At 72.3% G+C, this 24,718-nt stretch carries 27 protein-coding genes; 15 read left to right on the forward strand and 12 right to left on the reverse strand.

The genetic code is table 11. From position 1 onward, the window contains the following. Nucleotides 1-194: 194 nt before the first annotated feature. The 7 genes from ACQPZZ_RS35580 to ACQPZZ_RS35610 all read left to right on the forward strand — a co-directional run bounded on the left by ACQPZZ_RS35580 (nt 195) and on the right by ACQPZZ_RS35610 (nt 8,000). Nucleotides 195-1,544, forward strand: coding sequence for a hypothetical protein (locus ACQPZZ_RS35580; protein ID WP_432926339.1), 1,350 nt, complete (start codon nt 195-197; stop codon nt 1,542-1,544). Further along, nucleotides 1,541-3,088, forward strand: a complete 1,548-nt coding sequence (locus tag ACQPZZ_RS35585; RefSeq protein WP_432926341.1) for a hypothetical protein — start codon at nt 1,541-1,543, stop codon at nt 3,086-3,088. The genes ACQPZZ_RS35580 and ACQPZZ_RS35585 overlap by 4 nt, the downstream gene beginning before the upstream one ends. Continuing rightward, the gene (locus ACQPZZ_RS35590) at nt 3,085-4,071 is read left to right on the forward strand and encodes a hypothetical protein (protein WP_432926343.1); all 987 of its coding nucleotides are present in this window, start codon (nt 3,085-3,087) and stop codon (nt 4,069-4,071) included. The genes ACQPZZ_RS35585 and ACQPZZ_RS35590 overlap by 4 nt, the downstream gene beginning before the upstream one ends. Next, nucleotides 4,068-4,922 (forward strand): sulfotransferase domain-containing protein, encoded by an 855-nt coding sequence (locus ACQPZZ_RS35595; RefSeq protein ID WP_432926345.1) that lies wholly within the window; start codon nt 4,068-4,070, stop codon nt 4,920-4,922. The genes ACQPZZ_RS35590 and ACQPZZ_RS35595 overlap by 4 nt, the downstream gene beginning before the upstream one ends. Next, complete coding sequence (locus ACQPZZ_RS35600; protein ID WP_432926347.1) at nt 4,910-6,211, forward strand: lipopolysaccharide biosynthesis protein; 1,302 nt, start codon at nt 4,910-4,912, stop codon at nt 6,209-6,211. The genes ACQPZZ_RS35595 and ACQPZZ_RS35600 overlap by 13 nt, the downstream gene beginning before the upstream one ends. After that, nucleotides 6,208-7,185 carry a sulfotransferase gene (locus ACQPZZ_RS35605; RefSeq protein WP_432926349.1) on the forward strand — a complete coding sequence of 326 codons (978 nt, stop codon included), beginning with the start codon at nt 6,208-6,210 and terminating at the stop codon, nt 7,183-7,185. The genes ACQPZZ_RS35600 and ACQPZZ_RS35605 overlap by 4 nt, the downstream gene beginning before the upstream one ends. Nucleotides 7,186-7,382: 197 nt before the next feature. Next, on the forward strand, nt 7,383-8,000 hold the full coding sequence (locus tag ACQPZZ_RS35610; protein ID WP_432926351.1) for a hypothetical protein: 618 nt from the start codon (nt 7,383-7,385) through the stop codon (nt 7,998-8,000). A 204-nt stretch (nt 8,001-8,204) separates the two neighbouring features. Here ACQPZZ_RS35610 and ACQPZZ_RS35615 read toward each other — a convergent pair whose 3' ends face one another. Continuing rightward, nucleotides 8,205-9,422, reverse strand: coding sequence for an alpha/beta hydrolase (locus tag ACQPZZ_RS35615; protein WP_432926353.1), 1,218 nt, complete (start codon nt 9,420-9,422; stop codon nt 8,205-8,207). Nucleotides 9,423-9,716: 294 nt separating this feature from the next. Continuing rightward, a complete protein-coding gene (locus ACQPZZ_RS35620; RefSeq protein WP_432926355.1) occupies nt 9,717-10,217 on the reverse strand; it encodes a MarR family winged helix-turn-helix transcriptional regulator in 501 nt (166 codons plus the stop codon). Nucleotides 10,218-10,314: 97 nt separating this feature from the next. Between ACQPZZ_RS35620 and ACQPZZ_RS35625 the strand changes: the two genes are divergently transcribed. The 3 genes from ACQPZZ_RS35625 (at nt 10,315) to ACQPZZ_RS35635 (ending at nt 12,833) form a co-directional block, all read left to right on the forward strand. Further along, complete coding sequence (locus tag ACQPZZ_RS35625; protein WP_363644853.1) at nt 10,315-11,256, forward strand: EamA family transporter; 942 nt, start codon at nt 10,315-10,317, stop codon at nt 11,254-11,256. Between the two features lie 114 nt (nt 11,257-11,370). Continuing rightward, on the forward strand, nt 11,371-11,991 hold the full coding sequence (locus ACQPZZ_RS35630; RefSeq protein WP_432926358.1) for a cyclodeaminase/cyclohydrolase family protein: 621 nt from the start codon (nt 11,371-11,373) through the stop codon (nt 11,989-11,991). Beyond that, nucleotides 11,988-12,833, forward strand: coding sequence for a bifunctional 5,10-methylenetetrahydrofolate dehydrogenase/5,10-methenyltetrahydrofolate cyclohydrolase (locus ACQPZZ_RS35635; protein WP_432926360.1), 846 nt, complete (start codon nt 11,988-11,990; stop codon nt 12,831-12,833). Before ACQPZZ_RS35630 ends, ACQPZZ_RS35635 begins: the two co-directional genes overlap by 4 nt. Nucleotides 12,834-12,867: 34 nt before the next feature. Here ACQPZZ_RS35635 and ACQPZZ_RS35640 read toward each other — a convergent pair whose 3' ends face one another. From ACQPZZ_RS35640 to ACQPZZ_RS35655, 4 genes are all read right to left on the reverse strand, one after another. Next, nucleotides 12,868-13,218 carry a hypothetical protein gene (locus tag ACQPZZ_RS35640; protein ID WP_432926362.1) on the reverse strand — a complete coding sequence of 117 codons (351 nt, stop codon included), beginning with the start codon at nt 13,216-13,218 and terminating at the stop codon, nt 12,868-12,870. A gap of 96 nt (nt 13,219-13,314) precedes the next feature. Then, complete coding sequence (locus ACQPZZ_RS35645) at nt 13,315-14,553, reverse strand: RNA polymerase sigma factor (RefSeq protein WP_432926364.1); 1,239 nt, start codon at nt 14,551-14,553, stop codon at nt 13,315-13,317. After that, nucleotides 14,550-14,873, reverse strand: a complete 324-nt coding sequence (locus tag ACQPZZ_RS35650; RefSeq protein ID WP_363644866.1) for a YciI family protein — start codon at nt 14,871-14,873, stop codon at nt 14,550-14,552. The genes ACQPZZ_RS35645 and ACQPZZ_RS35650 overlap by 4 nt, the downstream gene beginning before the upstream one ends. A 22-nt stretch (nt 14,874-14,895) precedes the next feature. After that, nucleotides 14,896-15,276, reverse strand: coding sequence for a hypothetical protein (locus ACQPZZ_RS35655; protein WP_432926366.1), 381 nt, complete (start codon nt 15,274-15,276; stop codon nt 14,896-14,898). 188 nt (nt 15,277-15,464) lie between these two features. On the opposite strand from ACQPZZ_RS35655, the gene ACQPZZ_RS35660 reads away from it, so the two are divergent. Beyond that, nucleotides 15,465-15,839, forward strand: a complete 375-nt coding sequence (locus ACQPZZ_RS35660; RefSeq protein WP_432926368.1) for a DoxX family protein — start codon at nt 15,465-15,467, stop codon at nt 15,837-15,839. Here the strand turns inward: ACQPZZ_RS35660 and ACQPZZ_RS35665 are convergent. From ACQPZZ_RS35665 to ACQPZZ_RS35680, 4 genes are all read right to left on the reverse strand, one after another. Beyond that, nucleotides 15,836-16,585, reverse strand: coding sequence for a WecB/TagA/CpsF family glycosyltransferase (locus tag ACQPZZ_RS35665; protein WP_432926370.1), 750 nt, complete (start codon nt 16,583-16,585; stop codon nt 15,836-15,838). The genes ACQPZZ_RS35660 and ACQPZZ_RS35665 overlap by 4 nt on opposite strands. Nucleotides 16,586-16,692: 107 nt before the next feature. Continuing rightward, nucleotides 16,693-17,688: a glycosyltransferase family 2 protein gene (locus ACQPZZ_RS35670; protein ID WP_432926372.1), complete on the reverse strand. Its 996-nt coding sequence runs from the start codon at nt 17,686-17,688 to the stop codon at nt 16,693-16,695. Then, nucleotides 17,685-18,608, reverse strand: a complete 924-nt coding sequence (locus ACQPZZ_RS35675) for a sulfotransferase family protein (protein ID WP_432926374.1) — start codon at nt 18,606-18,608, stop codon at nt 17,685-17,687. The genes ACQPZZ_RS35670 and ACQPZZ_RS35675 overlap by 4 nt, the downstream gene beginning before the upstream one ends. A gap of 152 nt (nt 18,609-18,760) precedes the next feature. Next, nucleotides 18,761-19,450 carry a helix-turn-helix transcriptional regulator gene (locus ACQPZZ_RS35680; RefSeq protein ID WP_432926375.1) on the reverse strand — a complete coding sequence of 230 codons (690 nt, stop codon included), beginning with the start codon at nt 19,448-19,450 and terminating at the stop codon, nt 18,761-18,763. 127 nt (nt 19,451-19,577) lie between these two features. Here ACQPZZ_RS35680 and ACQPZZ_RS35685 point away from each other — a divergent pair, with 127 nt between their 5' ends. The 4 genes from ACQPZZ_RS35685 to ACQPZZ_RS35700 are packed head-to-tail and all read left to right on the forward strand — an operon-like array spanning nt 19,578 to nt 22,400. Further along, nucleotides 19,578-20,087 carry a DUF2231 domain-containing protein gene (locus ACQPZZ_RS35685; protein WP_363644880.1) on the forward strand — a complete coding sequence of 170 codons (510 nt, stop codon included), beginning with the start codon at nt 19,578-19,580 and terminating at the stop codon, nt 20,085-20,087. A 33-nt stretch (nt 20,088-20,120) separates the two neighbouring features. Further along, nucleotides 20,121-20,549: a hypothetical protein gene (locus ACQPZZ_RS35690; RefSeq protein ID WP_432926376.1), complete on the forward strand. Its 429-nt coding sequence runs from the start codon at nt 20,121-20,123 to the stop codon at nt 20,547-20,549. A gap of 1 nt (nt 20,550) precedes the next feature. Next, on the forward strand, nt 20,551-21,150 hold the full coding sequence (folE, locus tag ACQPZZ_RS35695; RefSeq protein ID WP_363644884.1) for a GTP cyclohydrolase I FolE: 600 nt from the start codon (nt 20,551-20,553) through the stop codon (nt 21,148-21,150). 32 nt (nt 21,151-21,182) lie between these two features. Continuing rightward, nucleotides 21,183-22,400 carry an NAD(P)/FAD-dependent oxidoreductase gene (locus ACQPZZ_RS35700; RefSeq protein ID WP_432926378.1) on the forward strand — a complete coding sequence of 406 codons (1,218 nt, stop codon included), beginning with the start codon at nt 21,183-21,185 and terminating at the stop codon, nt 22,398-22,400. A gap of 134 nt (nt 22,401-22,534) precedes the next feature. On the opposite strand, the gene cysN is transcribed toward ACQPZZ_RS35700, so the two are convergent. Both cysN and cysD read right to left on the reverse strand, forming a co-directional pair. Then, entirely contained in the window at nt 22,535-23,797 is a 1,263-nt protein-coding gene (cysN, locus tag ACQPZZ_RS35705; protein WP_432926380.1) for a sulfate adenylyltransferase subunit CysN, read from the reverse strand. Continuing rightward, a complete protein-coding gene (cysD, locus tag ACQPZZ_RS35710) occupies nt 23,797-24,711 on the reverse strand; it encodes a sulfate adenylyltransferase subunit CysD (protein ID WP_432926383.1) in 915 nt (304 codons plus the stop codon). The genes cysN and cysD overlap by 1 nt, the downstream gene beginning before the upstream one ends. Nucleotides 24,712-24,718 lie beyond the last annotated feature (7 nt).

Below are 24,718 nucleotides of genomic sequence, written 5' to 3' on the forward strand. Positions count from 1 at the left end.
TGAGCGGCCATCTCCTGGCGCGAATTTGGAAACAGCCCGGGACGAAACTCCGTGGCGGCTTATAGTTCGAGACCGGATCCCGGCGGATCGCCGCCGGGACCACGAACGCGCCCGGCGGCTCCTCCCTCATCCGGGGCCATCGCCCGTCCCACCGCCGCCGCGGCCGCGTGACGAACGAGGGCACGGGGAGTCCGATGAGCCTGCCGCCGCACAGCCGCGACCTGTCCGAATACGGCTCGGTGCTCGAGCGCAGGCGCCTGGTCGCCGCCGCCTGCCTGCTCGCGGGAGTGGGCGGCGGGGCCGCCGCGCTCGCGCTGACCCCCGCGCGCTACACCGCGGTCGCCCAGGTGCAGGTGCTGCCGACCGGTGCGCAGGAACAGTTCAACGTGCCGAATTCCCGGCAGAGGGAGCCTCTCAACCTCGACACCGAATCACAGATCGCCCGGTCGGCGGTCGTCTCCGCTCTGGCCGCCGGGATACTGAAAAATCCGGATCCGGAGGGATTACGGGAGCACATGACAGTGGACGTTCCCCCCAATTCTGCCATTCTTTCCATTTCTTACTCGGCGTCGGACCCCCGGGCCGCAGCGGCGGGAGCCCAGGCGTACGCGCAGGCGTACCTGCGCAACCGCGCACGCGCCGCCGAGGACGCGATCGGCTCCCAGCTCAAGCTGATCGCCGCGCGGCTGCGCGAGGTCGAGGACGATCTCGACGAGGCCGCGACGACCCAGGCGGCGACCCAGGCGGCGACTCAGGCGGCGACGACCCGGGCCACGGCCGCCGGGGGCGCGGCGGGCCAGAGCGCTGGAGGCGCAGGGGGGCAGAACGCAGGAGGCGCAGGAAGGCAGAGCGCAGGAGGGCAGAGCGCGGCGGGGCCGGGGACGCCACGGCGGCAGGCCATGCTCGCCCGGCAACTGTCGGACCTCACGCTGCGCTACGACGCGCTGAAGACCGTCGCCGTGACACCGGGCACGGTGATCAGTCCCGCCAGGCCGCCCGCGCGGCCGGCCCATCCGAGCCCTCCGCTCTTCCTCGGCAGCGGCCTGTTCCTCGGCGTCCTCGCCGGGGCGGGGGCCGCCTTCGGCCGCGACCGGCTGGACACCCGCATCCGCACCTGCGCGGACATCGAGAGACTGTGCGGCCTGCCGCTGCTCGCCGAGCTTCCGGCCAGGCCGGATCCGGCGTTCCTCGACGAGATGGCCGCCGCCGTCGCCACGTCCCTGGGCGGCGGGCCCCACCGGCTGCTCCTCGAAGACGTGGGGGCAGGCGGCCGTGAAGGCGCGGGGGCACGCGGCGCGGCCAGGCCGCTCGCGAAGGGCCTCGGCACCGCGCTGGCGCATCTCGTGCCGGTGACGGTCGTGACCGGCCGGTCCGCCCATCCCGACGCCGCCCTGCTGCTGGTCGGCCTGCGGCGGACGACCTCCCCCGAGGTCACCCGGGCCGTACGGCAACTCGCCCGGCAGGGCGCCCGCGTTCTCGGCGCCGTCGCCGTGCCGCCGGGATTCGTCGCGCCCGTCCCGGAGACCGCGCAGTGGGGCACGTGAGCGTCTCCGGCCCCCGCACCGCCCTCCCGCACGAGTACGGATGGCACAGCCGAACGGACACCCCGGGGCGGCCCGGCTCTCCGGCGCGGGCAGAGCATCCGGCACGGCCACATGCGACGCGACCGGCGCGGTGGCGGTCCGGCGACCGGTGTCATGCGGCGGGCGAACCGGAACGGGGCCGCCCGGCGGCCCGCGGCGGCACGGCGGCGTGGCCGATCGCGGCGCTCCTGCTCGGCTACCCGGTCTGGTGGGCGCTCGGCTTGGGCGCCCTGTCGGTGGTGGTGCTGGCCGTGCCGATGGCTGCGGTGCTGTGGCGCAGGCGGCCGATCCGCGTGCCGAAGGGCTTCGGCCTGTGGGCGCTGCTGCTCACGGGCTACCTCATCAGCGCGCTCGCGCTCGCCGAGACGCCGGACGGCACGTACGGCGAGCTCGCCACCGGCCGGGTCATCGGCTATCTGATGCGGCTGGCCGTCTACGTCTCGCTCCTGGTCATGGTGCTCTACCTGGGCAATCTCACTTTGGACGAGCTGCCGCAGCGCACGTTGGTGCGGTGGCTCGGCGTGCTGTTCCTGACGGCCGTCGCGGGCGGGCTGCTGGGCGTGCTCGCGCCGGGTTTCGCGTTCACCTCTCCGCTGGAGATGGCGCTGCCGTCGTGGATCGGGGGCAACCCCTTCGTCGCCAACCTGATCCACCCGACGGCGGCCCAGGTGCAGCACGTGCTCGGGCACGCCTCGCCGCGCCCGGAGGCGCCGTTCGAGTGGGCCAACGCCTGGGGCAGCGACGTCTCGGTGCTGGTGATCTGGTTCGTGGTGGGCTGGTGGGCCTACGGCGGGCCGTGCCGGCGTGCGGTGGCCGTGCTGCTGCTCGCCGTCGCGGCGGTCCCGGTCGTCTACTCGCTCAACCGGGGGCTGTGGATCGGGCTCGGGGTCTCGGCGGCGTACCTCGTACTCAGGGGCCGAGGAGTCGGGGGCCGAGGAGTCGGGGGCCGAAGGGTGGGGGACGGAGGAGCGCCGGGCGGACGGCTGCTGCTGTCCACGGCGGTCACGACCGTCGCCGCGGCGGTGTTCCTGCTGTCGCCGCTGAGCACCATCGTCACGCAACGGCTGGACAACCCGCACAGCAACGGCATCCGCGCGTTCACGGTGGCCGCCACGGTCCGGGTCGCGGCCTCGTCGCCGGTCATCGGGTTCGGCAACACCCGCTACGCGTACGGCAGCCACCGCACGGTCACGACGGGCCGCAGCGCGTGGTGTGTGGAGTGCGGCCATCCCCCGCTCGGCAGCGACGGGCAACTGTGGCTGCTGCTGATCAGCCAGGGCTTCGCGGGGGCCCTGCTGTACGTCGCCTTCTTCGCCGGGGCGGTGCGGCGCTACTGGGCGGACCGGTCGCCGATCGGCAGGGCGGGGACGCTCGTGATGATCCTCGTGCTCCTCTACATGTTCGTCTACGACGGCCTGATCAGTGCCCTGACCCTGTATCTGATCTCCTTCGCCCTGCTCTGGCGCAACGCCGCCGTCACATCGGATCCCACGGAGGCGCGATGAGGGACGCTGCCGATCGGCTCGGCTATCTGGACGAGGTCCTGCCCCTGCTGTTCCCCTCCTCCGGGTCCGGCGCCCGGCCATGTGTCCGCAGCGTGCTGCCGCATCGCCTCGTCCCCCGGCGGGTCGTCCCGCGCGCGTGGTGGCACACCGCGCTGGGCCGCCGCCTGCCCGTCGGAAGCGGGCCCGACACGATCGAGACGCACCTGAGCGACGTGCTCAACCGCCGCGTGCGGGTGGTCGTCCACGTCAGGCCGGCCCGCCGCGCCAACCGCAAACCGATCCTGGAGGCGTACGACGAGTCGGGGCTCGCGGGGTTCGTGAAGATCGGCGACTCGCCCCGGGCGAGGCGGCTGGTGCGGTACGAGAGCGAGGTGCTGCGCATGCTCGCCGGGCGGCCGTTGAAGGTCGTCGTGCCGCCCGACGTGCTGTATCACGGCGTGTGGCGGGGCCTGGAGGTGCTGATGCTGTCGCCGCTGCCCGTGGCCTCCCGCCGCGTGGGTTCCCGCCGCGTGCCCGCCCGTCTGCTCGCGTCCGCCGTACGGGAGATCGCCGCCATCCGCCCGAACGGCGAGGCGGAGGCCGGGGGCGGGTACGGCGAGGCGGAGGCCGGGGGCGCGGGCGACCAGGCGGCCTGGCACGGGGACTTCACCCCCTGGAACATCGCCGCGGGGGCGGACGGGCGGCTGCTCGTGTGGGACTGGGAACGGTTCGCGGTGGGCGTGCCGCCCGGCTTCGACGCCCTGCACCATTTCTTCCATCGCGCGCTGCGCCGGATGCCGCCTCCGATCGCCGCCCGGTCCTGTCTCGCCCAGGCGGGCGGGCTCCTGGAACCGTTCGGCGCCGATGTGGCCCTGGCCCGGCGTACGGCGGTCCACTACCTGGTCGCCCTGGCGGAGCGGCACCGCCGCGACGGCCACGAGCCGCTCGGGCCGCCCGCCGTCTGGCTGAACCCGCTCGTCGACCACCTGGAGGCCCTGCTGTGAGGACCGCGCTGAAACGTCCCGCGCACGCCGTCTCGTTCGCCGCCGGGAGGGTGACCAGCGGCGGCAGGGTGCTGCCGTCGTTCCTGATCGTCGGGGCCCAGCGGTGCGGCACGACCTCGCTGTACCGCGCCCTGTCCCGGCACCCACTGGTGCTGAAGCCGGTGCTGCGCAAGGGCGTCCACTACTTCGACATGGCCTACGACCGGGGCCTGTCGTGGTACCGCGCGCACTTCCCGCTGGCGTCCAGGGCGCTGCCGCTCAGGCTCCGGTACGGCCGTGACCCGCTGGCGTTCGAGTCCGCTCCCTATTACCTGTTCCATCCCCTGGCGGGGGCCCGCATCGCGGAGGACCTGCCCGGCGTCAAGCTGATCGCTTTGGTCCGGGATCCCGTCGAGCGGGCCTGCTCCGCGCACGCGCACGAGCTGGCGCGGGGGTTCGAGACCGAGCCGTGCTTCGAGCGCGCCCTCGCGCTGGAGCCGGAACGCCTCGCCGGTGAGGCCGAACGGCTGCGGACCGTCCCCGGGTACGTGAGTCACGCGCACCGGCACCACGCCTACCTGGCCCGAGGGCGGTACGCCGAACAACTGGCCCGGCTGGAGCCGCTCGTGGGGCACGACCGGATCCTGGTGCTCGACAGCGGGCTGCTGTTCCGCGATCCCGCCTCCGCGTACGACCGGGTGCTGGGCTTCCTCGGGCTGCCCCGGCTGGGGAACGTGGAGTTCGAGCGGCACAACGCACGGCCGCGTGCGGTCATGCCCGCGTCGGTTCACCGCCGGCTTCGGGAGCACTTCGAGCCGTGGGACGAGCTGCTCGTGCCGTGGCTCGGGACGGTGCCCTCGTGGCGGCGCTGACGGGGGGTCTTCTCAGGCACGGGCTCGCCGGTCTGGCCACGGCGGGCGCCACGGCGTGCGGGCAGGTCGCGATCACGCTGGTGGTGACGCGGTCGCTCGAACCGGCGGCGGCCGGGATGTTCTTCAGCGCGACGGCCCTGTGCCTGATGCTCGCGGGCGTCGTCCGCCTCGACACCGGCAACGGCCTCGTTCACGCCCTGGCCCGCAACCGTGCCGCGTGCGGCGCCGGCCGGGGCGGAGGGCGGCGGCTGGTCGTCGGGATCCTCGCGCCGGTGGCCCTGCTCGCGTCGGTGACGGGCGCCGGGATCGTCCTGGCGGCCGGACCGCTGGCCGGGCTCACCGGCGTGCCCGGCGGCGTCTGGGCGGTACTGGCCGCCGCGCTGCCGTTCGTCGCCCTGTCGGACGTGCTGATCTGCGCCACCCGCGGGCTCGGCACCATGCGGCCGACGCTGCTGCTCGCCGGGACCGTCCAGCCGCTCGGGCAGCTCGCCCTCGTCACCGCCGCCGTGCTCGCCGGAGCCCCGCCGCCGGTGCTGGCCGCCGCGTGGGCGCTTCCCTCCGTGGCCGGTGTGACGCTGGCCGCCGTACGGCTGCGCGCGCTCGGTCCGTACGAGGTGGGAGAGGTGGGCGCGTTCTGGCGGCACACCGCGCCGCGGTCGGCCGCGGCGGCCCTGCAGTCGGTGTTCCAGCGGCTCGACGTGGTGATCGTCGCGCTGCTCGCGGGGCCCGCCGCCGCGGCCGTCTACACGGCGGCGACCCGCTTCAAGGTGCTCGGCCAACTCGCCAACCAGGGGCTCGCCCAGGCCGCGCAGGCACGGCTGGTCAGGGCCCTGGCCGAGGGCGACCTGGACGGCGCCGGCGCGGTGTACCGCACGACCACGAGGTGGCTCGTGCTGCTCACCTGGCCGCTGTGGCTGGGATACGCGGCGCTCGCACCGTGGCTGCTGCCGTTGTTCGGGCCCCCCTACGCCGGTGGCGGCGCGATCGCGCTCGTCCTGTCGGCCACGATGATGGTCGCCACCGCCTGCGGCATGGTCGACGTCGTGCTCGTCGCGGGCGGGCGTACGGCCGCCGGCCTGGCCAACGTGACCACGGCGGTCGCGGTGACGGTCGTCCTCGACGTGCTGCTCGTGCCCGCGCACGGCGCGCTCGGGGCGGCGCTGGGCTGGTCGGGCGGCGTCATCGTGAAGAACCTGCTGCCCGCCGTGCAGGTCCACCGCCGCTACGGCCTGCGCCCCTTCGGCCTGAATCGTCCCACTCGGACGAGGGCCGTCATGGAGGCGTCGTGACACCGGCATCCGAGCGGCGGCGCAAGCGGGACCGGGTGGCGGCTTCAGGGCCGCCCATGCTGGTCACGGGCCTGCCGCGCAGCGGCACGAGCTGGGTGGGCCGGATGCTGACCGCGAGCGGCCGCCTCGTCTACGTGAACGAGCCGCTGAATCCGCAGCGTCCGCCCGGTCGCTCCCCCGGTGTGCTCGACGCGTCCGTGACGCACCGGTTCCAATACATCTGCCCGGACAACGAGACGCCCTGGCTGGCGGCGTTCTCCCGCACCGTCGCGCTGCGCTACAACTGGGCCGCCGAAGTCCGCCGCAACCACCGGCCCGGCGACCTGGCACGCATGGCCAAGTACGGCACGGCCTTCACCCTCGGCCGTCTGCTGGCCAGGCGGGCCCTGCTCGACGACCCCTTCGCGGTGCTGTCCGCCGAGTGGTTCGCCGAGCGGCTCGGCTGCCGGGTGATCGTGCTGCTCCGCGATCCGGTGTCGTTCGTGGCGAGCTGGCGGCGGCTCGGCTGGCGCGTGGACCCTGGCGAACTGCTCGACCAGCCGCTTCTGGTCCGCGACCACCCCCACGTCGCGGAACTGGCCGCCCTCGCCGGTTCGCACGACGCGATAGCCGGCGCGGCCATGCTGTGGAAGACCGCTCGCCGGGTCGCCGACACGGCGGCGGGCCGTACGGCGGGAATCAGGGTCGTCCGCTACGAGGACCTGTGCGCGGCCCCGCTCGACGGCTTCCGCGACCTGTACGCCTGGTGCGGCCTGCCCTGGACCGCCCGCGCCGCCGGCCGCGTCACCGCCGCCTGCCTTCCCGGGCGGAGACGCCGTACGGCAGCCGTTGAGAAGGCGTTCGCGTGGACGGGCCTGTCCCGCACCGCGTTCCGCCCGATGGACTCCCGCCGGGCGCTCACCCCGCCGCCCCTCCCCCGCGAGGACGCCGCCCGCGTACGAGCTCTGACCATCGATCCAGCCCAGGCCGGCTGAACGATCCGGTTGTTCACCAACGCGGAGCGGGAGCTCAACCGGCGCAGCCTTCGATAAGCCGAGCCACCAGTCATTCACCGTCACCGTGCCGGACCCGGTGCAAATGGGTGAGCCCGAAGGGGAAAATAAAGAGTGCAGGGCATTTCTACGGTAAGCTCATGAACATTTTCGAGAGGTGCCAAGTATGGCCTGGAGGGATGACACTGAAGGTCGACCTGCTTGCGCCGGTGATGAAAGGCTGTGGCCTGCGGTTTCTGGGCTTCAGGTATTCAACCGGAATTCCTGCTTTCGCGGCCGGGATGGTGACATCGTGCTATCCCGGCGAGGGTCGACGGGATCGGACTGTCGGGCTGGACGACCCGGCCCTGGTCCCGAAGGCGAACGCTGACTGGTACGCGCTGGCAACGGAGTACGGTTTGTTTTCGGCCAAGCGTCAGTTCTTGCTGTCGATCAACGTGCCCATCGGTTCGGATGAAGGGGAGACTGCACCGGGCAACGAGATGGTCGAGCCAGTATGGGGCCTGGTCGAGTTGCTTGAGGATTGGGACATCATGGGGAAAGGCGCTGCCGCTGGGATTACCGGCGGGCCGTACGGACGCCCTGCTTTCGTGATGTCAGCCCTGGATGGCTCGGTCTTCGTGCAAGGAACAGTTTGGCAGGACTGCATCGGAACCGCTGTCCTTCCCAATCCTCATAGGGTGCAGTCTCTCCGGAACGTTGTCCAAAGAAGTGTGGGCAAGCCCTATCGCACGGCTGCGGAGAACGAGGATGCGCTGACGTGGCTGGCTCGAGGAGACGACGGCCGTCCTTCGTGAACCGGAATGGCGTCCTTTGTAATCACGGTAGCCAGTTGAGACGTCCGGCCCGACCGCCGCGGCCTCGGCCTCTTGCCGTCGCCACCCGCCCGTGTAAGAGACGGCGGGGACGTCAGGTCTCGGCACGGTGTTACGGCGGATGCGGTAGGCCCCGCGGCACCGGCTTTGAGGACCGGGTGCGGAGCCTGGTGGCTTTCGGCGGCGTCAGTGAGCGGTCAGGAAGCCGAGCAGGATCTGCCGGCTGGTCTGGGACGTGAGGCTGCCGTAGGCGTCGTCGAAGGCGTGGTCGGCGAAGGGCAGCTCCTCGATCCTGGTGTCGACGCCGTGGCGGCGTAGCGCGTCGCCGAACGCCCTGACCGTCGGTGGCCGGACGCTGCGGTCGCGGTCGCCCACCACGAGCAGCGTCGGCGGCAGGCCGGCCCGGACCTGTGCGACGGGAGAGGTCTCGCGATAGCGCTGCGGGTACTGCTGCGGGGTACCGCCGGTGAACCACTCCGCGGCGTCGCGGCTGCCGTCCATGTTCGCCCGCCACATCTCCGTGACGTCGGTGCCGGGGTAGAAGCCGACCACGGACGCCGGGGGCTCCGGGGTGCGCCCGTCGGCGGCCCGGATGGCGCCGTTCTTCAGGCGGTACGCCGTGTCCAGGGCCAGCGTGCCGCCCGCGGACATGCCGCCCAGGGAGATCCGCGCGGGATCGAGGCCGAAGCCGTCCGCGTGGTCCTGCACCCAGCGCAGGGCCGACAGCAGGTCCTGCGGAGCCTTGTCCCAGGTGGGCCGCTCGGGGGTGGCGAGGCGGTAGTCGACGGCGAAGACGGCGACGCCGTGATCGGCCAGCCAGCGGCCGGTGCCGCGCAGGTCGCTCTTGTCGAAGGTGTGGAACCCCCCGGCGTGCGCGAGAACGACGGCGGGAGCCTTGCCCGCCCGCTGGCCTCCGGGCAGGTAGACGTCCGCCTTCAGGGACTCGCCGTCCCGGACCGCGTAGGTCCGGGTGGTGTCCGGTGTGACGCCCGGATAGGCGAGCTGGCTGAAGACCTCGCCGAGGGACACGCTCGTCCCCGCCCGGCGTGCCGCGGCGAACTGGACGCCGCAGACGACCAGGGCGGCGACGGCCGACAGCGCCGTGATCGCGGCGACCGTTCTGCCCCAGCGGACCAGGCCGCCGCGCCAGGCCAGCGCCGACAGGGCGACACCGATCAACGCGAGAAACGCCATGTGGAACGGATACTGGCCGCCGAGCACCGGGCCGATCATCCCGATCTTGGGAATCGCGGGCACGTAGGCGCCCAGCATGATCGCCGCGGTGAGAAAGGCCAGAACGGACGCGAGCAGGGCCAGGGGCGTCAGCGCCAACCACCTGAGCCACCCCAGCCGCCGAGCGGACGAGGCCGCCCCGGCCGGACGCGCGGAGTGCTGTGCGAGCACGGTCTTCTCCTCGAAGGTTCGGGGGGAAAGGGAGCGGCGTGGCCGCTTCCCGGGACACCTACGAACCTTCGCGCCGCGACCGGCTCGCCCGCGTCACCCCGCGGAGCCACGTTCCCGCGTAGCTCTCAGGAGCTAGTGCCCCTCCCGCCAATCTTTGCCCCGTCGCGTCGCCCAGAGCGGCACCTCGCTGCGTTGTCGTCGTCGGCCGTAGGCTCCGCTACGACCTCCTCCTCCGCCTTGCGATGCACCACTCTGGACACCGCTCCGTCCGGGCAAACCTTGTCGGTCGCGGCACTAACCGAGGGTGGTGTCGCCGAGGGACGCGAGGAGGGTGCGCAGGGTCTCGGTGAGGTGGTCCCGATCCCGGGGGGCCAGGGGCGCCAGCAGCCGCGCCTCGTTCGCGACGTGCGGCTCCAGCACCTCGTCCACCAGCGCGAGGCCGCGTTCGGTGAGCCGGACCCGGATCGACCGCCGGTCGCCGGAGTCCGGGATGCGCTCGACCAGTCCCCTGGCCGCCATCCGGTCGATGCGGTTGGTGATCGCACCGGAGGTCACCATCGCCGCCCTGTTCAAAGCTCCCGCCGTCAGCTCGTACGGCGGGCCCGACCGGCGCAGCGTCGCGAGCACGTCGAACTCCCAGATCTCCAGGTCATAGGCCGAGAAGAACTCCTTCAGCTCCCGGTCGAGCAGCCGCGCGAGCCTGGAGACGCGGCCGACGACGCCCATCGGCCAGGGGTCGACGTCCGGCCGTTCCCGCCGCCACTGGTCCAGCAGCATGTCCACCGCGTCGCCCATGCAGGCTCCCTCGACGTCTCTCAGCGTTCATCTATTTGACGTTTAACTGTTCGGCGTGCTGTTATCTCAACACTGAGATTATCAATGAGGAGCAATCATGAGAATCGTCGATCGTGGCTCCCTTCCGGCCCTGGGCACACTCGCCCTCACCTCGCTCACCCCGCTGGTCTGGGGCTCGACCTACGCCGTGACGACGGAGCTCCTCCCGCCCGGCCGTCCCCTGTTCACCGCGTTGATGAGAGCGCTGCCCGCCGGACTGATACTGCTGGTCATCGGCCGGGTGCTGCCGCACGGGCGGTGGATCTGGCGCGCGGCGGCGCTCGGCACGTTGAACATCGGGGCGTTCTTCCCGTTGCTGTTCCTGGCGGCCTACCGGCTGCCCGGCGGCGTCGCGGCCGTGCTGGGCGCGGTGGGCCCGCTGTTCGCGCTCGTCTTCGCCCGCGTGTTGCTCGCCGAACGGCCCACCGGGCGGAAGCTGCTCGCCGGCGTCGTCGGAGTCGCCGGCGTAGCCCTGGTCGTGCTGCGCGCCGAGGCGCGGATGGACACGGTCGGCGTGCTCGCCGGGCTCGCGGGGGCCGCGTCCATGTCGGCCGGGACCGTGCTGACCAAGCGCTGGGGCCGTCCGGAGGGCGTCGGCGCCCTCGCCTTCACGGGTTGGCAGCTCACCGCGGGCGGGCTGCTGCTCGTCCCGGTCGCCCTGCTGATAGAGGGGGCGCCGCCCGCGCTCGGCACCGGGAATCTCCTCGGCTACGTCTACCTCGGAGGCGTCGGCACGGCCTGCGCGTACTGGATCTGGTTCCGCGGCATCGGCCGGCTACCCGCCACGTCCGTCGCCTTCCTCGCCCTGCTCAGCCCGCTGTCGGCCGCCGTGATCGGCTGGGCCGCCCTCGGCCAGGCGCTCAGCCCGCTTCAGTTGCTCGGCATGGCCCTCGCCCTCGGCGGCACGCTGCTCGGCCAGACGCCGTCCGGGGCCCGGCGTGCCGCGGCCCCGCCCGAGCCCGTACGGCCCGCGGTCGAGACGGCCCGCCCGTCCCGCTGACACGAAGGAGCCCGTACGCGGAGTGACGGGCGGGACGTGGGAGGATTTTCCCGGCCGTGCTGTCACCGGCCCTGCTGTCACCGGCCGTGCTGTCACCATCGGAGGACGGGCACCATGCGCGACGAGACGATCAGCGACTACCTGTCCCGGCTCGCCGACCGGGTGCCCGCGCCCGGAGGAGGCGCCGCGGCCGCCCTGCACGCCGCCCAGGCCGCCGCGCTGCTGGGCATGGTCGCGCGATACACCACCGGCGAGAAGTACGCCGAGCACGCGGCCGTGATCGAACGCATCGTCGGCGAGACCGACGAACTGCGGGCGAGCGCCCTGCGCCTGGCCGAGGACGACGCGGCGGCGTTCACGGCCGTCACCGAGGCGTACAAACTGCCCAAGGACACCGACGAGGCGAAGGCGGCCCGCTCCGCCGCCATCGCCGAGGCGCTGGTGGGGGCGGGCAGGGTCCCGGCCGAGGTGGTCGCCGTCGCGGGGAAGGCCGTCGGCATCGCCGAAGAACTGCTGCCCATCGGCAACCGCAACGTCGTCTCCGACATCGCCGCCGCCACCGAGGCCGCCCGGGCCGCCGCGACCACCGGCCGGGTGAACATCGAGATCAACCTCGGCGGGATCAAGAACGAGCGGGCCCGCGCCGAGCTCGCCGCCGCGGCGGCAGGGGTGGACGAGATCGCGGCGCGGGCCGAACGGGTCACCGCCGCCGTCCGTGAGGAGATCGCCAAGTGAGCGCCCGCGTCCTGTCCGGCAAGGAACTCGCCGCCTCGATCCGCGCCGAGGCCGCCGCCACCGCCGCCGAACTGGCGCGAGCGGGCACGCCGCCGAAGCTCGCGGTCGTCGTCGCCACCGCGGACGAGTCCAGCGCCTGGTACGTCCGCTCGATCGCCCGCGCCGCCGAGAAGGCCGGCATCACGTGCGACATCGTCGATCTCGGTGCGGACGCCGCCCCCGGGCTGATCCGCGACAGGCTGGCGGCGCTGAGCGCCGACGACACCGTGCACGGGATCATCCTCCAGACCCCGCTGCCGGCGGGAGCGAAGCTGGAGGACCTGGCCGGCGCGATCGCGTTCGAGAAGGACGTCGACGGCGCCAACCCGCTGTCGCTGGGCCGCCTGGCCGCGGGCCTGCCCGCCTTCGCTCCCGCGACCGCCGAGGCCGTGGTGGCGATCCTCGACCACCACGAGGTCGATCTGGCCGGCAGCCACGTCGCCGTGGTCGGACGGTCCACCGTGGTCGGCAAGCCCGCCGCCCATCTCCTGCTGGACAGGAACGCCACCGTGACGGTCTGCCACTCCCGCACCCGGGAGCTGCCCGCCGTCACCGCCGCGGCCGACGTGGTCGTGGCCGCGGTCGGCCGCGCCGGGCTTATCACGGCCGAGCACGTGCGGGCCGGGGCGGTGGTCGTGGACGTCGGCACCAACCCCACCGAGGACGGCGGCCTGGTCGGCGACGTCGACGCGGTCGGGGTCGCGGACAAGGCCGGGGCGCTCACGCCCGTGCCCGGCGGGGTCGGCCCGGTCACCACCGCGCTGCTGCTGCGGCACACCGTGCAGGCCGCTGAGCGTCCCTGACCGGCGGTCCCCTGCGGTCACGCGGGGCGGCGCGTCACGCGAACCCGCCCGGGCTCTCGGCGGCCACAGGAGCAGCGGGCCCGATCGCGGTCCGCATCGCCGCCGGGACCTTCCACGCCACGGTCACCAGCAGCGGCACCAGCAGCGCCAGCGTCCAGGTCAGTCCGAGGAACTGCGCGAGCCGGCCGACGAGCGCCGGAGCGAGCAGCATCGCGGAGTACGTCATGGTGGTGAGCCGGGCGACCGCGGCGGTCGCCGCCGCGGCGCCCTCCTCCGCGCCCGTATGGCCGGCCGCGCTGAAGATCAACGGCAGCGGTGTCGCCAGTCCGAGTCCGGCGAGGGCGAACCCGGCGACCGCGAGGAGCGGCGTGGGGGCCAACCCCACCAGGGGGCACAGCCCGGTGAAGCAGGAAGCCTCAGAGGTGCCGCATGACGCGGCACGGGCTGAATCCCCGGCCTTCACTTCAGGCCGGGGAGCGCGTCAACGCAGCTGGTCGCGGCGGCGGATCAGGTAGGCGGTCTCGGCGGTGTTTCCGGCCAGGTCGATGGCTTTGCCGTAGGCCGCGCGCGACTCCCGGCCTCGGCCCAGCCGGCGCAGCAGGTCGGCGCGGGTGGCGTGGTAGGCGTGATAGCCGGCCAACCTGGGCTCAAGACGGTCGACGGCCGCCAGTGCCACCTCCGGGCCGTCGAGCTCGGCGACCGCGATGGCCCGGTTGAGGGCGATGATCGGCGAGGGGTCGAGGCGGACGAGCTGGTCGTAGAGGGCGAGGACCTGCGACCAGTCGGTGTCGCGGATGTCGCGGGCGGAGGTGTGCACCGCGTTGATCGCGGCGAGGATCTGGTAGCGACCCGGAGCCACCCCTGCGGCGGCGGCGGCCAGGCGCTCGCGCACCAGCCGGTGTCCCTCGGCGATCAGCGCCGTATCCCAGGCCCCGCGGTCCTGCTCGTCGAGTGCGACCAGTTCGCCGCCGGCCGAGACCCGGGCGGGGCGGCGGGCCTCGGTCAGCAGCATCAGCGCCAGCAGCCCGGCCACCTCACCGTCGTCCGGCAGGAGGACACGGATCAGGCGAGTGAGCCGGATCGCCTCGGCGGTCAGCTCGTGCCGTACGGGATCGGTGTCGGAGCCGGTGGCCAGGTAGCCCTCGTTGAAGACGAGGTAGAGGACGGCGAGGACGCCGGAGACGCGTGCCGGGAGATCGTCGGCGGACGGCATCCGATAGGGGATGCGCGCCGCCTTGATCTTGGCCTTCGCGCGGGTGATCCGCTGCCCCATGGCGCTCTCGGCCACCAGGAAGGCGCGGGCGATCTCGGGCATGGTCAGGCCGGCGACCATGCGCAGCGTCAGCGCCACTCGGGTCTCCATCGCCAGTGCCGGATGACAGCAGGTGAAGATCAGCCGGAGCCGGTCGTCGTCGATGGCGCCGACGGGCTCGGGCGGGTCGTCGTAGACCATCTGAGCCTTCCTGTGCTTGTCGTCGCGCTTGCTCTCGCGCCGGATCCGGTCGATGGCCTGGCGGTTGGCGGTGGTGGTCAGCCAGGCGCCCGGGTTGGGGGGAACGCCGTCGGCCGGCCACCGCTGGACGGCGGTCGCGAACGCCTCGGCCGCCGCCTCCTCGGCGATGTCGAGGTCACCGAAGCGCCTGGTCAGGGAGGCGACCACCCGAGCCCACTCCTCATGGTGGGCCTGGGTGATCGCCTCGCGGACGTCGATGTCGTTCACAGGAACGGCCGCACCTCGATCTTCCGATCGCAGATCTTCGAAGCCTCGGTGGCGAGCTTGAGCGCCACATCCAGATCGGGGGCCTCCCACACCCAGACGCCGGCGAGGTACTCCTTCGACTCCAGGAAGGGCCCGTCGGTGACGATCGCCTCCCCACCCCGGTTGTCGACGACCGTGGCCGCGTCGGTGTCCGCGAGTCCCCCCGCGAAGACCCAATAGCCCTCGGCGATCAGTCGTTCGTTGAACGCGCTGATGGCAGGCTGCCTGTCCGTGCTGCCGGGATCGCTCTTGTCGTCGATCACGGAAACCAGGTAACGCATCTGAAAATCATCTCCTGTGGTGTCACGACAGCGTGGGTTTGACGGTCGGGGACTTCACATCGCCGGCGCATACTGCGGGCGCCCGGCCGGCCGGTAGACCTGAATCGTCACGCCCTTGGAGTCGACGCGCGACTCGACCAGGGTTCAAGGCCACGCCGATGGGATGTGCGCGCATCTGGTCGATCGATCCCCAGGAGCCGGCGAACAACTCGTAGGTGCGCCGGCCGAACAGGAACGCCTCGGCCTGCTGGTAGGTCTGCGTGATGAACGTCCTGGTCTCGTCGTCGCCCTTCCCCAGGGCCCATCCGCCGCGCTCGAACCCGTTCGGGTGCTCGCCCGTGGGAGCGCCGTTGTTCTGCATCACTCCATCGACGGAGATCTGGGTCATGGTCGTCAGCTTCATGATCGCGGTTCCTCCGCCTTGGTGCCGCCCCTTGTGCGCGGCCTCACCCCCGCTACGAACACCACCGCCCCAAGGACACGATCGCCCGACTCACGAGCGGGGCCATGACAGCCGTGCCGATCCACGGCGACGGCCGCGGATCGCCCATCCGCTACATTTCGCTCTGCTGTCGCAAGAACGGACTCTCCATGAACATCGTCCTGTGGGTCATCGCCGGCCTGCTCACCCTCGCCTTCCTCGTCGCCGGGGTGGTGAAGCTCGCCCAGCCGAAGGACAGGCTGGCCGTGTCCGGCATGGCCTGGACCGAGGACTTCTCCCCCGGCGTGGTCAAGGGCATCGGCGCTCTTGAGGTGCTGGCCGCCTTCGGCCTCGTTCTGCCCGCCGTCACGAAGATCGCCCCGGTGCTGACTCCGCTCGCCGCGCTCGGCATCGCCCTGATCATGGCCGGAGCGGTCGTCGTCCACGCCCGCCGCGCGGAATCCCCGGTCATCGCCGTCAACCTGGTGCTCCTGGCGCTGGCCGCCGTCATCGCCTGGGGCCGCTTCGGCCCGTACGCCTTCTAATCCCTGCCACGCGAGCCGAAGGCCCTGCACAGCAGGGCGACCGACAGCAGGCGGAGGGCGAAGGGAAGGTCCTCGACCAGGTAACGGCGGGCGAGCCGCTGCGGCTCGCCGACCAGGCGGAACAGCCATTCGAGCCCGTGGTCGCCCATCCACTCCGGGGCGCGGCGCACGGCCCCGGCGGCGAACGCGATGGCCGCGCCGCACCCCACGAACCAGGCGCCCGGCAGGTCGGCCCGAAGTGCCGCGATGAGCCGGTCCTGCCGGGGGAACCCGAGCCCCACGAAGACCAGGGACGGCCGCGCGGCGACGAGCCGTCCCCGTAACTCCGCCATCGCCGCCGCGCTGGTCTCGAACCCGTACGGCGGGGCGTGGACGCCCGTCACCACCAGATTCGGATGCCGCCCGCGCAGTGCGTCACGCGCCGCCTCGGCGACGCCGGGCGGCCCCCCGATGAGATAGACGGGCAGGCCGCGGGCCGCGGCCGCCCCCGTCAGCGACCAGATCAGGTCGGCTCCCGTCACCCGTTCGGGCAACGGATGCCCGAGCAGCCGCGACGCCCAGACCAGTGGCATGCCGTCGGCCACGGCGAGCTCGGCCGCGTCGATCAGCGCGCGCAGCGAGGCGTCGCGGGCGGCGGTACGGCAGATGTCCACGTTCGGCGTGACGACGTGGCCGCCCACACCGCGCTCAAGCGCGGTCATGACATGCCCGACCACCTGCTCCTCGGTGAGCGGGTCGAGCAGCACTCCGCCAACGCGAACCCCACCCGGCCGTGGCCCGGCCTGCTGTGTCCATTGCCTCACCGGCGTCGCCGGGTCCACGGCCACCGTACGCGCCGGTGTGGGCTCGGCCATCAGATGCCGTGACCGCGAAGGTGGAGGGCGTGCAGCACCGCGCGCGGGCTGACCAGCCCTCCGGCGACCGCCAGCGCCACCGCCGCCCGCGGTTCGCCCGGCCGGGCGGAGAACGCGCGCAGCGACCAGCGGGCGGCCTCACGACGCCGGCCGAGAGCGGCGTGGCAGAAGGCGAGCTGCCCGTAGACGCGGGCGGCGCCCCGCGGTTCCGCGGCCAGCCCGGGGTGCCGGGCGAGCATCCACTCCAGCCCCGCGATCCGGTCGGCCCAGCGCCCCACGTAGTGCGACGACCCCCAGCGCACCCGCACGAGTGGCCGGTCGACGTGGACGATCGGATGCCGCCGGGCGGCCCGCAGCGCGAGGTCCCAGTCCTCGTTCTGACCGGCGGGCGCGCTCTCGTCCACCCACGCCCAGCCCCGGCGGAACAGGAACGTCGAGGAGTGCACCATCATCATGCGCGAGCGGGTGAGGTGCCGGTGGGTCACCCGGCCGGTGCCCGCCAGCCGCGGCACCCGGCGCTCGCCGTACTCGACCTCGACGGCGCAACTCGCGAAGCCGGCGTCGGGCTCCTCCGTCAGCGCGGCGACCTGGGCGGCCAGCTTCCCGGGCAGCCAGAGATCGTCGTCGTCGCAGAAGGCGACGAGATCCGTGCCGAGCACGGAGATCCCGGTGTTACGCGCGCCCGGCAGGCCGGGGCCGCGCCGGTTGCCCAGCACGCGGACGCTCCGGACCGCGCCACCGGCCCCCGATCCCGCCGCGAAGCCCGACGCGAGACCAGGCACGAAACCAGGCACGGGACCGGACACCGAACCGGGCACGGGACCCGCGACGCCGGACACCTGCCGGGCGACGAAGAACTCGGGGACGCCGTCGGCCACGATCACCACGTCGATCCGGCCGGCGTACTCCTGAGCGAGCACGCCGCTCAGCGCGGCCGGCAGCGGACCGGGCCGATCTCCCCGGGTGGGGATGACGACGCCGACGGACGGCGTCACCGCCGGGCTCCCGGGCGGTAGGCGAGGCGATAGCCGTAAAGGAGGAGAAGCGGGAGGGTGATCGCGGTGACCAGCCACCGCTGAGACCGCGGCAGGGACGGCGGACGGTCGCGTATCTCGATCGTGCCCACCGAGAAGCGCATCGGGTTGCCGGAGACGGTGTGCGCGACGCCGAGCAGCGCTTCGCGGCCGTGCAGGAAGGCGAGGCCGCCGTCGGGGAGGCCGAGCCGCGCGGCCAGACGAGCCAGGGTCGAGCGCGGATCACGCACCAGGTCTTCATGACGCACCCGGACGACCTTCACGCCCTTCCGGCGCAGCACCTCGAAGGCGAGGTTCTGGGCCAGCCAGTGGACGGCGGTGCGCGCGGGTGTCCAGCGGGTCATCGGCCGCCCGTCCTCGGGCCTGCGCACCCTGCGCCGCCACGACGCGGCCACCGCCCTCGGGTCGCGCACCACGTGCACGACCCGCACCTCCATGATCGTCGCGAGGCAGTACGCCAGGGAGGCGTGCTTGCTGGAGTCGACGACGACCCGGGCGTCGGCCACCTCCCCCGCCGCCGCGTAGATGCGGGAGTACGAGCGGACGTACTCGGCCAGTTCGGCCTCGCGGCTCGCCAGCCCGAGGGCGAGGACGGGCAGGCGGCGGGTCCGGTCGACCCGGGCGCGCAGGCCGGGCAGCCATCCCGCCTGGCTCTGCCGCCACTGCCCGAACGCGCGGACGCCCACCTTCGTCCAGAACGGGCACTGGGAGAACCGCTGCCCGCAGCCGCAGGGCTCGTCGGCCCGTACGCCGCGGTCCCACAGGTGCACGACCTCCCCGAGCGGCGCCACGCCGGGCACCTCTCCGAGGAGACGTTCGAGCAGGGTGCTCCCGCTGCGTCCCAGGCCGCCCACGAAGATCACCGGCTGAGCGTCGGCCACGTATCCTCCACGACTGATCGCGAAACGTGACGACACTAACGCGGAGAGTCACCAACGGGACGGGTGATCTCCAAAGGATCTACGAGCCCGCCGCCCGCGACAGAACGGGAAGGTCTGCCCGGCCCGACGTGTCTTCGCCCGCCCCGAGAACCTCAGGAGGAGCGCAGTTCGACGCAACACTCTCCCGGCCGCGGCACCAGAACGGCCCGCACCCTCGCGGCTTCCAGACCGGTGAGCATGCCGTCGAGGAAGGCGTGGTTGACCCCGCAGACCAGTTCGGGGGCTCGCGCCGCCAGTGGATGGAAGGGGCAGTTACGCAGTCGCACGCAGGTGGGAGACTCACGGCCGGGCTCGAAGCCGTGCCGCGCGAGGAGGCCCTCGAGCAGAGTGAGGGCGCGCTCGGCGCCGAGCCGGCCGGGCTTGGCCCGGGCGCGTTCCGCGGCGCCGATCTCCTCGCCGCGCCGACCGGCCACCCGGACCGCCGCCTGGCGGGCACTTTCCCCTTCGCTCTCCCCGAGAACGGCGTCCATGAGGATGTCGGCCAGCACCTCGTGCCGGCGTTCGGGGATCGTGACGCGGATGTCGGTCTCGGTGGGTTCGTAGACCTTCGGGGTGCGGCCGACTTTGCGGATGCCGCCGACCGCCTCGTAGCGGGCGCGCAACAGACCGGCGTCGACCAGTTTGTCCAGATGGAAGGCGGCCAGCTTGCGGGAGATCCCGACCGAGGCCGCGGCCTCGTCCCGGGTCACCGGGCGGCGCGCCCCACGGATGTAGGCGTACATCCCCTGCCGCAGCACGTCGTCCAGCGCGGCCACCGCACTGATCGCGGGATCCGTCGTCACCCTGCCACGATAACGCCCGCCTCCGCTGACGAAAACCATGGCCCTGTCGATATACGCGAATACCTTGACCACCCGGCCGAATAAGACCAACATTCATTGGCGTAATAGATCGCACGCGGAGGTCCCGATGACCGCTGAGCTACACGAGGCGAAACGACCGGTGAGCGCGGTGCTGGCCGGGCCGTACGGCCATCCGTTCCACCCGATGCTGGTCGCCGTGCCCATCGGCGCATGGGTGGCGAGCATGGTCTTCGACCTGGCGTCCAGGTTCGCTCCCGATCCGGGGTTCCTGGCCGAGGGCTCGAAGTGGCTGATCGCCATCGGCGTGCTCGGCGCGCTGGCCGCGGCGATGGCCGGGTTCCTCGACCTGTTCGCCATCCCGGCGGGCACCCCGGTGTTCCGCACGGGTCTGCTCCACATGGGGCTGAACCTCGTGATCACCGCCGCGTACGCCGCCGGCTTCCTGTGGCGTCAGGCCGGAACGCCGGCCGGCCCGGTGAAGCCCGGCCCGCTGCTGCTGTCGGCGGGCAGCCTGGCGCTGCTCGTGGTCTCCGGCTATCTGGGCGGCAAGCTCGCCTACCGCTACGGCGTGCGCGTGGCCGACGAGGCCACCCAGGCCGACGGTTTCCGGCGCTGACCCTCACCCCACCATCGCAAAGGAGAACGCACCATGGGTATCGCGGCACTGGTCACCTGGTTGCTCACCGCAGTGGGCGGCTTCGTGATGCTGGGCATCTGGATCGCCAGAGGCGGCCGGCGTACGAGCCGCTTCTCACCAGGGCTGATCTTCGGTCACTTCGCACTGGCCGCCGCCGGGCTGGTCGTGTGGATCGTGTACCTGTTCGCCGGCATCGCCACCCTGGCGTGGGTCGCGCTGGTCCTGCTGGTCCCGGTCGCGCTGCTGGGCTTCACGATGTTCGCCCGGTGGATTCCCGCCTACCGCGGCCGTACGGCGCCGGCCGGCGGGCCCGGCGCCACCGGCACGGCGGGACCGCCCGAGCGGCACTTCCCGGTCGCGGTCGTGACCGGACACGGTCTGCTGGCGGTGGCCACCGTGGTGCTGGTGCTGCTGACCGCGCTCGGCATGAGCGGGAGCTGAGATGCGTACCGGTAGCGCCCTGCGGGTGATCGCCGAGCCGCGCGACGGTGTGGACCTGGCCGCCGCCGAGCGCGCGGCCGGCCAGTTCCTGGAGGCGCTGGGCATCTCGACGGATTCCGAGAGCCTGCGGGAGACTCCGGCGCGGATGGCCAAGGCGTATGCCGAGCTGTTCACGCCACGCCCGTTCGACCTGACCACCTTCCCCAACGAGGAGGGCTACGACGAGCTCGTGCTGGCGCGGGCGATCCCCGTCCGCTCGGTCTGCGAGCATCACCTGCTGCCCTTCGCCGGAGTCGCCCATGTCGGCTACCTCCCCGGCGACCGCATCCTCGGGCTGTCCAAGCTGGCCCGCGTCGTCGAGCACTTCGCCCGCCGGCCGCAGGTCCAGGAAAGGCTCACCAAACAGGTGGCCGACTGGCTCGCCGACCGGTTGCGACCCGCGGGGGTCGGCGTCGTGATCGAGGCCGAGCACACCTGCATGACCCTGCGGGGAGTACGGGCCGTCGGCTCGACCACCGTCACCTCGACGCTGCTGGGCATCCTGCGGGAGGACGCCCGATCCCGTCAGGAGTTCTTCGCCCTCACCGGCACCCGCACCTGAACCTCGCCCATCAGCACAAGGAGACCATCGCCGTGACACAGCAGAGGTTCGTGATCGTCGGAGCCGGTCTGGCCGGCGCCAAGGCCGCCGAAGCCCTGCGGGAGCAGGGATTCGACGGACGGATCACGCTGATCGGCGCCGAACCGCACCGCCCCTATGAGCGGCCCCCGCTGTCCAAGGGCTACCTGACGGGCAAGACCGACCGCACCGGCGTCTTCGTCCATCAGGAAGGCTGGTACGCCGACCACGACATCGAGCTGCGGCTCGGCGTCGCCGCGGCCGGCCTCGACCGCGGCGCCCACCGCGTCGAACTGGCGGACGGCAGCGCGATCGAATACGACAGACTGCTGCTGGCCACCGGGGCCCGCCCGCGAAGGCCGCCGATCCCCGGCGCCGACGCACCCCACGTGCGCTACCTGCGCGGGCTCGACGACTGCGAGTCGCTCAGGGACGTCCTCGGGGGCGTGTCCCGGCTCGCGGTGATCGGGGCCGGCTGGATCGGGCTGGAGGTCACCGCCGCCGCCCGGCAGGCCGGCGTCGCGGTCACGGTGCTGGAGACGGCGCGGCTGCCCCTGCTGCGCGCGCTCGGGCCCGAGGCCGCCCAGGTCTTCGCCGACCTGCACCGCGACCACGGCGTCGATCTCCGGCTCGGGGTCACCGTCAGCGAGATCACGCCCTCCGGCGTACGGCTGGGCGACGGCGGCGAGATCACCGCCGACGCCGTCCTCGTCGGCGTCGGCGCCGAACCCGACGTACGGCTCGCCCTGCGCGCCGGGCTGCACGTGGACAACGGGGTCGTGGTGGACGCGACCCTGCGGACCGGCGACCCGGACATCGTCGCCGCAGGGGACGTCGCCAACGCCTACCACCCGCTGCTGGGCACGCACGTACGGGTCGAACACTGGGCCAACGCCCTCAAACAGCCCACAGTCGCCGCCGCCACCATGCTGGGCCGGGACGCGGCCTACGAGGATCTGCCGTACTTCTACACCGACCAGTACGACCTCGGCATGGAGTACGTCGGCCACGTCGAGCCCGGCGGCTACGACCAGGTCGTCTTCCGGGGCGACGTCGCGGCACGGGAGTTCATCGCCTTCTGGCTCAGCGGCGATCGCGTCCTGGCCGGCATGAACGTCAACGTCTGGGACGTCGTCGAGCCGATCAAGACGTTGATACGCACCGGAACACCCGTCACGCCCCAAACGCTGGCCGATCCCGGCCGGCCGCTGGAGACCCTCGCCGTCCCGTAGACCTCGATCGGACGTCCTGCCGGCGGTCCACGCGGAGGTCCGGAAGGCGGGCACGGGCAGCGCTGGAACGCCGTGCCCCGCCCTCGCGGACCGTCCGAGCGGGACCTCCCGGGTTCTTCGGTGGGAAGCCCCGGTCAGTGCGCGTCGACGATCATCCCGGCGGCGACGGTGCCGTTGGTGGCCTCGTCGATCAGGATGAAGCCGCCGGTGAGGCGGTTGCGGGCGTAGTCGTCCACGAACAACGGCTGGGTCGTCCGCAGCGACACCCGGCCGATCTCGTTCAGGCCGAGAGCGGCGGCCGACTCGTCCCGGTGCAGGGTGTTGACGTCGAGCCGGTAGTGCAGGTCCCGCACGAGGGCCCGGGCCGTACGGGTCGTGTGCTTGATGATCAGCTTGGACCGGGGCTGGAGCTTCAGCCCGTCGGCCATCCAGCAGACCATCGCGTCGATCTCCTGGGCGGCCTGCGGCTGGTTGTTCGGCCGGCAGATCATGTCGCCCCGGGAGATGTCGATGTCGTCACCCAGGCGCAGCGTGACCGACATCGGCGCGAACGCCTCCTGCACCGGACCGTCGAAGGTGTCGATCGCGGTGATCGTCGTGGTCAGGCCGGAGGGCAGGTGCAGCACCTCGTCGCCCGGCTTGAGCACGCCGCCCGCGACCTGCCCGGCGTAGCCCCGGTAGTCGTGCAGGTCCTGGCTGGTCGCGTTGTGCGGGCGGATGACGTACTGCACGGGGAAGCGCACGTCGACCAGGTTGCGGTCGGAGGCGATGTGCACGTTCTCCAGGTGGTGCAGCAGCGAGGAGCCCTCATACCACGGCATGTTCTCCGAGCGGGAGACCACGTTGTCGCCGTGCAGCGCGGAGATCGGGATGAAGGTGAGGTCGGTCGCGTTCAGCTTGCTGGCGAACGCGGTGAACTCCTCGCGGATCTCCTCGAACCGGGCCTCGGAGTAGTCGACGAGGTCCATCTTGTTGACCGCCAGCACCAGGTGGGGCACCCGCAGCAGCGTGGTCAGGAAGGCGTGCCGCCGCGACTGCTCCAGCACGCCCTTGCGCGCGTCGATCAGGATGATCGCCAGGTCGGCGGTGGAGGCGCCGGTGACCATGTTCCGGGTGTACTGGATGTGCCCCGGAGTGTCGGCGATGATGAACTTCCGCTTGGGCGTGGCGAAGTAGCGGTAGGCCACGTCGATCGTGATGCCCTGCTCGCGCTCGGCCCGCAGGCCGTCGGTCAGCAGCGACAGGTCGGTGTATTCCGTGCCCCGGTCGCGGGAGGTGCGCTCGACCGCTTCGAGCTGGTCCTCGAAGATCGCCTTGGAGTCGAACAGCAGCCGCCCGATCAGCGTCGACTTGCCGTCGTCGACGCTGCCCGCCGTCGCGAATCGAAGGATGTCCATCAGAAGTAGCCTTCCTTCTTGCGATCTTCCATGGCGGCCTCAGAGGCCCGGTCGTCGGCACGGGTCGCGCCACGCTCGGTGATCCGGGTGGCGGCGATCTCGTCGATGATCTGGTCGATCGTGGTGGCGGTCGAGGCGACCGCGCCGGTGCAGGTCATGTCGCCGACCGTGCGGTAGCGCACGACGGCCTCGAACGTGGGCTCGTCGTCGCCCCGCTGGACCACCTCGGAGTCGGACAGCAGCATGCCGTCGCGCTCGAAGACCGTCCGGCTGTGGGAGAAGTAGATCGACGGGATCTCGATGCCCTCACGCCGGATGTAGTGCCACACGTCGAGCTCGGTCCAGTTCGACAGCGGGAACACACGGATGTGCTCACCCCTGCTGATCTTGGTGTTGTAGAGGTTCCACAGCTCGGGGCGCTGGTTCTTCGGGTCCCACTGGCCGAACTCGTCGCGGAAGGAGAACACCCGCTCCTTGGCCCGGGCCTTCTCCTCGTCGCGCCGGGCCCCGCCGAACACCGCGTCGAACTCGTGCTCCTCGATGGCGTCGAGCAGCGTCGTGGTCTGCAGCCGGTTGCGGGAGGCCCGCCGCCCGGTCTGCTCGACCACCCGTCCGGCGTCGATCGACGCCTGGACCGAGGCGACCACCAGCCGCGCGCCCAGCTCGGCGACCCGCCGGTCGCGGAACTCGATGACCTCGGGGAAGTTGTGCCCGGTGTCGACGTGCATGAGGGGGAAGGGGATCGGCGCCGGCCAGAAGGCCTTCTCGGCGACCCGCAGCATGACGATGGAGTCCTTGCCGCCGGAGAAGAGCAGACAGGGGCGCTCGAACTCGGCCGCGACCTCACGCATGATGTGGATCGCCTCGGCCTCGAGCACGTCGAGCTGCGACGTGGTGTAGTCACGCTGAAGCATGGGGACT

It is taken from the genome of Microbispora sp. CA-135349 (assembly GCF_050947365.1).
Taxonomy (GTDB): Bacteria; Actinomycetota; Actinomycetes; order Streptosporangiales; family Streptosporangiaceae; genus Microbispora.

Bases quoted from the DNA above. Each gene is read 5' to 3' on its own strand.
- ACQPZZ_RS35620 (WP_432926355.1), bottom strand. From the start codon at position 10,217: ATGGGCGACGCGGTGGACATGCTGCTGGACCAGTGGCGGCGGGAACGG.
- ACQPZZ_RS35625 (WP_363644853.1), top strand. From the start codon at position 10,315: ATGAGAATCGTCGATCGTGGCTCCCTTCCGGCCCTGGGCACACTCGCC.
- ACQPZZ_RS35590 (WP_432926343.1), top strand. From the start codon at position 3,085: ATGAGGGACGCTGCCGATCGGCTCGGCTATCTGGACGAGGTCCTGCCC.
- ACQPZZ_RS35610 (WP_432926351.1), top strand. From the start codon at position 7,383: ATGACACTGAAGGTCGACCTGCTTGCGCCGGTGATGAAAGGCTGTGGC.
- ACQPZZ_RS35660 (WP_432926368.1), top strand. From the start codon at position 15,465: ATGAACATCGTCCTGTGGGTCATCGCCGGCCTGCTCACCCTCGCCTTC.
- cysD (WP_432926383.1), bottom strand. From the start codon at position 24,711: ATGCTTCAGCGTGACTACACCACGTCGCAGCTCGACGTGCTCGAGGCC.
- ACQPZZ_RS35580 (WP_432926339.1), top strand. From the start codon at position 195: ATGAGCCTGCCGCCGCACAGCCGCGACCTGTCCGAATACGGCTCGGTG.
- ACQPZZ_RS35630 (WP_432926358.1), top strand. From the start codon at position 11,371: ATGCGCGACGAGACGATCAGCGACTACCTGTCCCGGCTCGCCGACCGG.
- ACQPZZ_RS35650 (WP_363644866.1), bottom strand. From the start codon at position 14,873: ATGCGTTACCTGGTTTCCGTGATCGACGACAAGAGCGATCCCGGCAGC.
- ACQPZZ_RS35690 (WP_432926376.1), top strand. From the start codon at position 20,121: ATGGGTATCGCGGCACTGGTCACCTGGTTGCTCACCGCAGTGGGCGGC.
- folE (WP_363644884.1), top strand. From the start codon at position 20,551: ATGCGTACCGGTAGCGCCCTGCGGGTGATCGCCGAGCCGCGCGACGGT.
- ACQPZZ_RS35655 (WP_432926366.1), bottom strand. From the start codon at position 15,276: ATGAAGCTGACGACCATGACCCAGATCTCCGTCGATGGAGTGATGCAG.
- ACQPZZ_RS35685 (WP_363644880.1), top strand. From the start codon at position 19,578: ATGACCGCTGAGCTACACGAGGCGAAACGACCGGTGAGCGCGGTGCTG.
- cysN (WP_432926380.1), bottom strand. From the start codon at position 23,797: ATGGACATCCTTCGATTCGCGACGGCGGGCAGCGTCGACGACGGCAAG.